At 71.5% G+C, this 9676-nt stretch carries 8 protein-coding genes and 1 pseudogene; 2 read left to right on the top strand and 7 right to left on the bottom strand.

The features are described 5' to 3' along the window. Positions 1 to 174: 174 nt before the first annotated feature. The 4 genes from ACFXPK_RS12025 to ACFXPK_RS12010 form a co-directional block, all read right to left on the bottom strand. Positions 175 to 1512: a hypothetical protein gene (locus tag ACFXPK_RS12025; RefSeq protein ID WP_385074326.1), complete on the bottom strand. Its 1338-nt coding sequence runs from the start codon at positions 1510 to 1512 to the stop codon at positions 175 to 177. After that, on the bottom strand, positions 1494 to 2222 hold the full coding sequence (locus ACFXPK_RS12020; protein ID WP_385074322.1) for an ABC transporter ATP-binding protein: 729 nt from the start codon (positions 2220 to 2222) through the stop codon (positions 1494 to 1496). The genes ACFXPK_RS12025 and ACFXPK_RS12020 overlap by 19 nt, the downstream gene beginning before the upstream one ends. Positions 2223 to 2563: 341 nt before the next feature. Next, a complete protein-coding gene (locus tag ACFXPK_RS12015) occupies positions 2564 to 3943 on the bottom strand; it encodes an aspartate aminotransferase family protein (RefSeq protein WP_385005436.1) in 1380 nt (459 codons plus the stop codon). Beyond that, positions 3928 to 4368, bottom strand: coding sequence for an Lrp/AsnC family transcriptional regulator (locus ACFXPK_RS12010; RefSeq protein WP_385005444.1), 441 nt, complete (start codon positions 4366 to 4368; stop codon positions 3928 to 3930). Before ACFXPK_RS12010 ends, ACFXPK_RS12015 begins: the two co-directional genes overlap by 16 nt. Positions 4369 to 4730: 362 nt before the next feature. On the opposite strand from ACFXPK_RS12010, the gene ACFXPK_RS12005 reads away from it, so the two are divergent. Beyond that, positions 4731 to 6170: a gamma-aminobutyraldehyde dehydrogenase gene (locus tag ACFXPK_RS12005; RefSeq protein ID WP_385005446.1), complete on the top strand. Its 1440-nt coding sequence runs from the start codon at positions 4731 to 4733 to the stop codon at positions 6168 to 6170. A 349-nt stretch (positions 6171 to 6519) separates the two neighbouring features. Here the strand turns inward: ACFXPK_RS12005 and ACFXPK_RS12000 are convergent, their stop codons facing one another. Then, a complete protein-coding gene (locus ACFXPK_RS12000) occupies positions 6520 to 7341 on the bottom strand; it encodes a glycerophosphodiester phosphodiesterase (protein WP_385074319.1) in 822 nt (273 codons plus the stop codon). A gap of 2 nt (positions 7342 to 7343) precedes the next feature. Then, positions 7344 to 8369: an adenosine deaminase gene (locus ACFXPK_RS11995; protein ID WP_385074316.1), complete on the bottom strand. Its 1026-nt coding sequence runs from the start codon at positions 8367 to 8369 to the stop codon at positions 7344 to 7346. Between the two features lie 189 nt (positions 8370 to 8558). Here ACFXPK_RS11995 and ACFXPK_RS11990 point away from each other — a divergent pair, with 189 nt between their 5' ends. Next, positions 8559 to 9323, top strand: a complete 765-nt coding sequence (locus ACFXPK_RS11990; RefSeq protein ID WP_385074313.1) for a DUF4190 domain-containing protein — start codon at positions 8559 to 8561, stop codon at positions 9321 to 9323. 147 nt (positions 9324 to 9470) lie between these two features. Here the strand turns inward: ACFXPK_RS11990 and ACFXPK_RS11985 are convergent. Then, positions 9471 to 9676: pseudogene (locus tag ACFXPK_RS11985) on the bottom strand (hypothetical protein); the annotation flags it as partial.

Here is a 9676-nt window from a genome sequence, read left to right as displayed (position 1 = left end):
GGGCGGCGTACTCCGCGCAGCGACCGCGCCGTACGCCGCCCCGTAAGCGCCATGGCGCCCGTCGTCCGTCGGCCCGCGCCCCGTAGCGGCGGCGGCGTGCGCACCGCGGCCCTCGTACCGTCGGCGCTACGGGGCGCGGTGGGTCCGCCGGAACAGGGTCCGCCGGAACCGGACCTACCTGGACAGCGGGATGGCTGCCAGCGCCGCCACGGCCCAGGTCAAGGGGGTGAAGACCGCCACCACGGCGGCCGCTCGCACCAGCACCGCCGTGCGCAACAGGCCGGCAGGCGCGCCCGCCAGGCGGAGGCTTTCGGTGGCCGAGGCCCGCGCCTGTCGCGTTTCCAGAGCGGCCACGAGCACGGTGGCCGCCGTGCATCCGATGACCAGCGTCGCACCGAGCGCCGTGAGCGGGCCGAAGAGGCGCTCGTCCGAAGGGCCGTACAGGGACGCCGCGGCGAACGTTCCCGACACCACGGCGCACAGCACGCCCAGTGGGTTGCCGATACGCCGCGACTCCGCCATCAAGGTCCGTCCGGCCAGCAGACGGATCGCTCCGGGGCGCACGACCTGGAGCAGCCAGCCGCAGAGATACGTGATGCCCGGACCGGCCAGCGCCAGGCCGACGGCGGTCAGCGACCAGCCGGCCAGGACCGCGGCGGAGCTGCCGTCGAACCGGCCGGGCAGCGGCAGCGCGGGGCCGCCCTCTCCCCGGCTCGCGTACGTCTCGACCGCGAGGCCGGCCGCCGTGAGCGCGACGCCCCAGGGCAGCCCCGCCGGTGCGGGCGCGGGGTACGGCGCGGCCACAGGCATGGACACAGGCGCGGGTGGGAGCGCGGGCGTGGCCGTCCGTACCGCCACGGAGCCGTCGGCGGAGGGCGGGGCCTCATCCGTGTCCGACGCTTCCACGACGGAAGCAGCCACGGCGGGGGCACCGCCACTGCCGCCGACGCTCGCCTCGACCCGGGCCCGCGCGGTGCCCCGTACGGCGCCCGTGGCCTGCGCCTCCACGCGGCCACGCCGCCGGAGGGCGAGCCCCGTCGCCACCGTCGCCAGGACCGGCGAGGCCGCCAACAGCGTCAACGCCGCGCCGACCGGCAGCGGCCGCCCGGCGGCCAGCAGGCCGGCCGCCTGGCCGTCGAACGGCATGCCCGTCAGGTCGCCGCGCAGATGCAGGAAGAGCATCAGTGCCAGCGCGCTGCCCAGGGTGCAGGAGATCGCCGTGGACGTGGCCCCCAGCACCGTGAGCCGCGCCGGGCCCAGCCCCACCGCCGACAGGCCGGAGCGGGGTCGGGTGCGCGGTTCGGTGCGTGCCACCGCCACCGCGAACTGCACCGTCGCCGCGAGCGGCACCAGGCACCAGAGCAGCCGTACCAGTGACCCCGCCGGGTGGCCCATCGCCCAGCCGAGAGTGCACAACAAGAGGAAGCCGACACCCGCCGACGCCGCGACGACCAGGAGTCGCCGGAACAGGACCAGGGGGTGTGTGCCGCGGCCTAGACGGAGAGCGAGCACGCGGCCCGGCCTTCCGCCTCGGACGGACGCGACGAGTTGTCCCGCCGGCCGTCGATCAGGGTGACGGCGCGGTCGGCGAGCGTCGCGACCTCCGTGTCCAGGGTGGCGAGGACGACGGTGATCCGATGCGAGCGTGCCGCGGTGGTCAGCGTGCGGAGCACCTGTGCCCGGTCCGCACGGTGCAGCGGCGCCGTCGGTTCGTCGGCGAAGACGACCGAGGGCTCGGTGACCAGGGCGCGGGCCACGGCGACGCGTTGCTGCTGGGACCTGAAGAGGGCGTACGGCCGCTTGCGCGCGCAGGGGCCGATGTCGAGGCGCTCCAGCCACTCCAGCGCGGTGGTCTTGGCGGCACGGTGCGACGTACCGCGCATGAGCAGGGGCAGGGCGGCGTTCTCCCACGCGGTCAGCTCGGGAACGAGCGCCGGCTCGGGGCCGATCCAGCCGAAGCGGTCGCGGCGCAGCCTTTCGCGCATGAGGGGGCTCATGGTGTGGACCGGCGAGCTGTCGAACCAGACCTCGCCCTGCTGGGGGACCAACTGCCCCGACAGACAGCGGAGCAGCGTCGTCTTGCCGCTGCCGCGCGAACCGTTCACGGCGAGGATCTCGCCCTCGCGCACACCGAGCGAGACGCCGTCGAGCGCGGGCGATCCGTTGTGGGAGTAGTTCAGCGAACGCGCCCAGAGCACGTCGTTGTCCGGCGGGGCCACCATGGCGTACACCTCGGTTCTGATCGGATTGGGTGCGCCTCGGCGCGGCCCGGCCGTCCCTCGTCCGGCGGAACGGGGCGGCGACGATCGGTCATGGGGCACGCTAGATATTCGGAGCGGGGAGAGCGGACATCACAGGCCCAGGTGCCGCGCTTCTCCACCCGAAAGGCGGCACCGGGGCCCTTGCCGGGCCCCGTACGGGCCGAGCACGGTGGGCAGGCCCCCTGGCGGGCCCCAGGCGGGCCGGACACCCGGCGGGCAGGCCCCCAGGCCCCGGGACCCGGCGGGCAGGCCCCCAGGGCCCCGGGGCGCCTTCCCTTCCGGGCGGGGCGTGTGGCATCGGCTCAGAGCTTCGTCCACGCCTCCGTCAGCACGGACCGGAGGATCCCCTCGATCTCGTCGAACGTGGACTGGTCGGAGATCAGCGGAGGCGCGAGCTGTACCACCGGGTCGCCCCGGTCGTCGGCGCGGCAGTAGAGGCCGCTGTCGTACAGCTTCCTGGAGAGGAAGCCGTACAGGACGCGCTCGGTCTCCTCGGCCGTGAACGTCTCCTTGGTGGTCTTGTCCTTCACCAGTTCGATGCCGTAGAAGAAGCCGTTGCCCCGTACGTCGCCCACGATGGGCAGGTCGTGCAGCTTCTTCAGGGTCTCGAAGAACGCGCCCTCGTTGTCGAGCACATGCTGGTTGAGCCCCTCGCGTTCGAAGATGTCGAGGTTGGCGAGGCCGACCGCCGCGGAGACCGGGTGGCCGCCGAACGTATAGCCGTGCAGGAAGGTGTTGTCGCCCTGGTAGAAGGGCTCGGCGAGCCGGTCGGAGACGATGCAGGCACCGATCGGCGAATAGCCCGACGTCATGCCCTTGGCGCAGGTGATCATGTCGGGTATGTAGTCGAACTTGTCGCAGGCGAACATCGTGCCGAGCCGGCCGAAGGCGCAGATGACCTCGTCGGAGACGAGCAGGACGTCGTAACGGTCACAGATCTCGCGGACCCGCTGGAAGTAGCCCGGCGGCGGGGGGAAGCAGCCCCCGGCGTTCTGTACGGGCTCCAGGAAGACCGCCGCGACCGTGTCGGGCCCTTCGAAGAGGATCTCCTGCTCGATCTGGTCGGCGGCCCAGCGGCCGAACGCCTCCGGATCGTCGCCGTACAGCGGGGCGCGGTAGATGTTCGTGTTCGGGACCTTGTGCGCACCGGGGACCAGCGGCTCGAACGGTGCCTTCAGAGCGGGCAGCCCGGTGATGGAGAGCGCCCCCTGGGGCGTGCCGTGGTAGGCGACGGCGCGCGAGACGACCTTGTACTTGGTCGGCTTTCCCGTCAACTTGAAGTACTGCTTGGCGAGCTTCCAGGCGGTCTCCACGGCCTCGCCGCCGCCCGTTGTGAAGAAGACCTTGTTGAGGTCGCCGGGCGCGTGGTGCGCGAGCCGCTCCGCGAGTTCGACGGCCTTCGGATGGGCGTACGACCATACCGGGAAGAAGCCCAGTTCCTGCCCCTGCTTGTAGGCGGCCTCGGCCAACTCGTGGCGGCCGTGGCCGGCGTTGACCACGAACAGCCCCGAGAGGCCGTCCAGGTAGCGCTTGCCCTGGGCGTCGTAGATGTAGGTGCCCTCGCCCCGCACGATGGTGGGCACGGGGGCGTTCTCGTACGAGGACATGCGGGTGAAGTGCATCCACAGGTGGTCGTACGCGGTCTTGGAGAGGTCCTTGCTCACGGCTATCGGGTTCCCCACATGTAGGTCTGCTTCTTCAGCTTCAGATAGACGAAGCTTTCGGTGGAGCGCACGCCGGGGAGTGCGCGGATCCGCTTGTTGATCACTTCGAGCAGGTGGTCGTCGTCCTCGCAGACGATCTCCACCATCAGGTCGAAGGAGCCCGCGGTCATCACCACGTACTCGCATTCGGCCATCTCCGAGAGCGCGTCCGCGACCGGGTCCATGTCGCCCTCGACATTGATGCCGACCATCGCCTGCCGCCGGAAGCCGACGGTGAGCGGGTCCGTGACGGCGACGATCTGCATCACGCCTTGGTCGAGCAGCTTCTGGACGCGCTGGCGTACGGCCGCCTCGGAGAGGCCGACCGCCTTGCCGATCGCGGCGTACGGGCGGCGTCCGTCCTGCTGGAGCTGCTCGATGATCGCGAGCGACACGGAGTCGATCGTCGGCGAGGAGCCGTTCCCGGTCCGGGGCTCCGGCCGGGACTCGTGCCTGGAGTCCTGCCTGGACTCATGTCTGGCGTCGTGCTTGGAGTGCCCCCTGGAGGCAGGCGCGGTCTCCGGCTTCGCGTCCGCGCCGGACTGCGCCTTGGAGTGCGTTCTGGAGTCTGTGCTACGGCTGGCCACGCACTTCACTGTGCACCGGGACTCGTCCGTATCGCAACCCTGTATCGATGAAATTCGTTGTTCAAGGGCTCCCGTGTCACTGAATCCGAAGTTGCGGAGGGTCGGGCCTGTTGAAAGCGTCGGCCGAGCGATTAGGGTGGGTGTCTCACCCATCGGACACCTGACAGGGAGGGGTGGCAGTGACCACCGAGCTGCGCCGGCTGCGTAACTACATCAACGGGGAGTTCCGGGACGCCGTTGACGGGCGGACCATCGAGGTGGTCGACCCGACCACGGGCGACGCGTACGCCACGTCCCCACTCTCGGGGAAGGCCGATGTCGACGCCGCCATGGAGGCCGCTGCCGCGGCCTTCCCCGCGTGGCGGGACACCACCCCGGCCGAGCGCCAGAAGGTGCTGCTGAAGATCGCGGACGCCTTCGAGGAGCGCGCGGAGGACCTGATCGCCGCCGAGTCCGAGAACACGGGCAAGCCGATCGAACTCACCCGCACCGAAGAGATCCCGCCGATGGTGGACCAGATCCGCTTCTTCGCGGGCGCCGCCCGGATGCTCGAAGGCCGGTCGGCCGGTGAGTACATGGACGGCTTCACCTCCATCGTGCGGCGGGAGCCGGTCGGCGTCTGCGCACAGGTCGCGCCGTGGAACTATCCGATGATGATGGCGGTGTGGAAGTTCGCGCCGGCGCTCGCCGCGGGCAACACAGTGGTGCTCAAGCCGTCGGACACCACCCCCGCCTCGACGGTGCTGATGGCCGAGATCATCGGCGCGATCGTCCCCAAGGGCGTCTTCAACGTCATCTGCGGCGACCGCGACAGCGGCCGGGCCATGGTCGAGCACCCGACGCCAGCGATGGCCTCCATCACCGGCTCCGTACGGGCCGGTATGCAGGTCGCGGAGTCGGCGGCCAAGGACCTCAAGCGGGTCCATCTGGAGCTGGGTGGCAAGGCGCCGGTGGTGGTCTTCGAGGACGTCGACCTGGCGAAGGCCGTCGAGGACATCGCGGTGGCGGGGTACTTCAACGCGGGACAGGACTGTACGGCGGCGACGCGTGTCCTCGTCCACGAGTCGATCCACGACGAGTTCGTGACCGCGCTCGCCAAGGCGGCGGCCGACACGAAGACGGGCGCGCCGGACGACGAGGATGTCCTCTACGGGCCGCTCAACAACGCCCAGCAGCTCCAGCAGGTCTCCGGCTTCATCGAGCGGCTGCCGGCCCACGCACGGGTCGAGGCGGGCGGCCACCGGGTCGGGGAGAAGGGTTACTTCTACGCCCCGACCGTCGTCTCCGGTCTCAAGCAGGACGACGAGATCATCCAGAACGAGGTGTTCGGCCCCGTCATCACCGTCCAGTCCTTCACGGACGAGGCCCAGGCGCTGGAGTACGCCAACGGCGTGGAGTTCGCGCTCGCCTCGTCCGTGTGGACGAAGGACCACGCGCGGGCGATGCGGATGTCGAAGGCCCTGGACTTCGGCTGCGTGTGGATCAACACGCACATTCCACTGGTCGCGGAGATGCCGCATGGAGGCTTCAAGAAGTCCGGTTACGGCAAGGACCTCTCGGCGTACGGCTTCGACGACTACACACGCATCAAGCACGTGATGACGTCGCTCGACGCCTGACGCCTGACGCCTGACGGCTGAAAGGCGGGAGCCGGCTGCCGGACAGACGTGCGCGTGGCGGGCCGGCGGTGGTCGGCGGGCGGCCGGGACCGGCTGCCTCCGCGTTACGTGCGCGGTGCGGCGTACGGTGCGCTCCGTGCGCCCTTTACGCCGCTGTACGGCGCGGGTCTGTGCGGCCCCGTACAGCGCGACGGCGACGCACCGTACGGGGCAATGCCGGCCGGGCGCGGCCTTCTTAGCGGGGCACACCGGGCGGCTGGGCCCCGTACGGGGCAGGCACGGTGCGTGTACGGGGCGGGTGGCACGGCGGCGCCGCATGGCCCCTGCCCGCCGCGGTGCCCGTACGCGGCTACATCTGCGTGCGCGCCGGGCGCTCGGCGCCGCGCTCGCCAGCCTTCCCTCGGAGCAGGCCGGACAGGACGTCGATCCGGTTCGTGGTGATCGAATCGACCCCGCGCTCGATCAGTCTGCGCATGCTGCGCCGCGTGTCCACGGTCCAGGTGGAGACCAGCAGCCCGTCCCGGTGGTTGCGGTCGGCCAGCTCCCGGCTGACCAGCCCGAACCGGTAGTTGAGCCAGCGTGGCCGCACCGCTGCGAGCAGCACGGGGCGCGGCGGCGCCAGCGTCGTCCACGTCATCGCGATCTCGGCACGCGCGTCGGCGGCGCGCACGGCCAGCATCGTGTCCGCTCCCGCGCAGTAGTACACGCGCTCCTGCGCGCCGCACTCGCGGACGGTGGCGACGACCGCGCGCACCGACGCCGCGGTGGCGCCCGGCAGATCGATCATGAACCGGCCTTCCGCGCCGTGCGGGCCCCGTACCGTCGCCCCACCGTCGCCGTGGCTCCCGTCCGCGGGCGGGAGGAGCGCGTCGCGCAAGGCCGGTACCTCGCCGCGCGTCAGCTCGCGCAGTTCCTCGTACGTCACCTCGGCGAGCCGCCGCTCGTGGCCCCAGAGCCGCGCCAGCGTGGCGTCGTGCAGCAGCACGGGCACGCCGTCCCGGGTGAGCCGTACGTCGATCTCGACCGCGTCCGCGCCCCGTCGCCGCGCCGAACGGACCGAGGCAAGGGTGTTCTCCCGCACGCGGTAGGGGTCACCGCGGTGGCCCACGGCGACGACCGCCCGCCCCGTACCGGCGCCGTGTCCGCGGTCGTCGCCCGCACCGTCGGCCATGGTCAGCGCGCGAGCCACTGGGCGGTGTACGTGTCGATCTCCTCGGCCAGCCGCTTCTTGCCGGCCGCGTCCAGGAACGACGCCTCGACACCGTTCTTCGCGAGATCGGCGATGCCGCGTTCGTCCAGGCCGAGCAGGCGCGCCGCGACGCCGTACTCCTTGTTCAGATCCGTGCCGAACATGGGCGGGTCGTCGCTGTTGACCGTCACCAGCACGCCTGCCGAGACCATCGCCTTGATCGGGTGTTCGTCGAGATCGGCGACGGCGCGGGTGGCGATGTTGGACGTGGGGCACACCTCCAGCGGGATGCGGTGCTGGGCGAGATAGGCCAGCAGCTCCGGATCCTGGACGGAGCTGGTGCCATGGCCGATGCGCTCCGCGCGCAGTTCGCGCAGCGCGTCCCAGACCGTCTCCGGCCCCGTCGTCTCCCCGGCGTGCGGTACGGAACGCAGACCCGCCGCGATCGCCCGGTCGAAGTACGGCTTGAACTGCGGACGCGGCACGCCGATCTCCGGACCGCCCAGTCCGAAACCGACCAGCCCGTCGGGACGCAGGTCCACCGCGAGCCGCGTCGTCTCCTCGGCGGCCTGGAGCCCCGCCTCTCCGGGGATGTCGAAGATCCAGCGCAGTACGACGCCCAGTTCCGCCTCGGCGGCCTTCCGCGCGTCCTCTATCGCCTCCATGAAGGCGTGGTCGGGGATGCCGCGGTTGGTCGAGCTGAACGGGGTGACCGTCAGCTCCGCGTAGCGGATGTTCTGCCGGGCCATGTCGCGGGCGACCTCGAAGGTCAGCAGCCGCACGTCCTCCGGCGTCCGGATCAGATCGACGACCGAGAGGTAGACGTCGATGAAGTGGGCGAAGTCGGTGAAGGTGAAGAAGTCGACGAGCGCGCCGGGGTCGGTGGGTACCTTGGAGTCCGGGTGCCGGGACGCCAGTTCGGCGACGATGCGCGGCGACGCGGAGCCGACATGGTGGACATGGAGCTCGGCCTTGGGCAGACCGGCGATGAAGGCGCTCGGATCGGTCATCGTGATCCTCCGGGTATGGGGACGGTACGGGGCGGGTGCCGGCGTTACGGGTGCTGGAAGCGCGGCCTCGGCGGGGCGGCGCGCGGGCCGTCTGCCGGACGGTTTCCGGGGCACGGATCATCGTAGGCCGGACCGGTTCCGAGCGGAGCCGAGGCCGTAGCATGACGGAATTACGAGTGGGGGAGGCCCATGTCAGACAAGAGCGAGCAGCCGTCGGGCGGCTACGAGCCGAGCGATCCCTGGGCGCCGCCGGAGCACAACGTGCCGCTGGACAAGCCGTCGTCCGCGCAGTCGCACACCCCCCAGGGCTCGCAGATGCCGCCGAAACCGTCCGGCCGGTCCGTGCACGACCAGCCGACGGTGACCGGGATGCCGGCCTCCGGCATCGGGCCCGGCGCCGGAGGCGGTGCGGGCATGGGGTCAGGGCCCGGTGACGGTGCCGTACCACCGCCGCCCACTGCTCCCGGCGGGCCTGCGCAGCCCACCCCGGGACCGTACGGCTACCCGGGAGCCCAGCAGTCCGGAGCCCCGTACGGGGCCGCTACGGGGCCAGGGGCGGGCGCCGGCTACGGCTACCCGGGCTACGCCAGTACTCCGTACTCCGGATACGGCCAGACCGGCTGGCAGCAGACGCCGTCGAACGGCATGGGGATCACGGCGCTGGTGCTCGGGATCCTCGCCGTTGTGACCTTCTGCTTCTGGGGGATCGGCATCATCCTCGGCGTCCTGGCGCTGATCTTCGGATTCGTGGGCCGCGGACGCGCCCAGCGGGGCGAGGCCAACAATGCGGGAATGGCGCTGGCGGGCATCATCCTCGGCGCGATCGGCGCTCTGCTCAGCGCCGCGTTCCTCGGTTTCCTGGTCTGGGCGGTCGTGAACGGGGAGGAACTGGACTCGAACACCAACGACCCGTTCGCCACCTCGCTCGTCGTCGGCGCCGCGTCCCACCGTTAGACCTGGTCGGGCGGCTCCGGTCCGGACCGGTGGGCGCCCCTCCGGACCGGGCTCACCTCCGGACCGGGCGGCGCGCGTCCTGTTCGGCGGCTTTCCGTACGGGGGCGAGTCCGGTGCCCGCCTCCGGTCGGGCGCCCGGCCCGGCGGTCACTCCGGGTCCGTACGGAGGCGGTCGCGCGCCTCCATGAGCGCGAAGCCCAGCAGGTTGAGCCCGCGCCACCGTGCGGGGTCGGCCGCCCGCTCGTCGTCCGAGGCGAGTCCGATGGAACCACAGACCGAGAGAAAACAAAGACCACACGAGAGACAACACGGACCGACACAACCCCAAGAAAGGCCTACGAGCCCCGCAGCAA

Source organism: Streptomyces sp. NPDC059142 (genome assembly GCF_042755665.1).
Taxonomy (GTDB): Bacteria; Actinomycetota; Actinomycetes; order Streptomycetales; family Streptomycetaceae; genus Streptomyces.
The sequence above is the reverse complement of the archived record's forward strand: the minus strand, read 5'-3'. Positions and strand labels throughout refer to the sequence as shown.

Bases quoted from the DNA above. Each gene is read 5' to 3' on its own strand.
- ACFXPK_RS12020 (WP_385074322.1), bottom strand. From the start codon at position 2,222: ATGGTGGCCCCGCCGGACAACGACGTGCTCTGGGCGCGTTCGCTGAAC.
- ACFXPK_RS12000 (WP_385074319.1), bottom strand. From the start codon at position 7,341: ATGGCCGACGGTGCGGGCGACGACCGCGGACACGGCGCCGGTACGGGG.
- ACFXPK_RS11995 (WP_385074316.1), bottom strand. From the start codon at position 8,369: ATGACCGATCCGAGCGCCTTCATCGCCGGTCTGCCCAAGGCCGAGCTC.
- ACFXPK_RS11990 (WP_385074313.1), top strand. From the start codon at position 8,559: ATGTCAGACAAGAGCGAGCAGCCGTCGGGCGGCTACGAGCCGAGCGAT.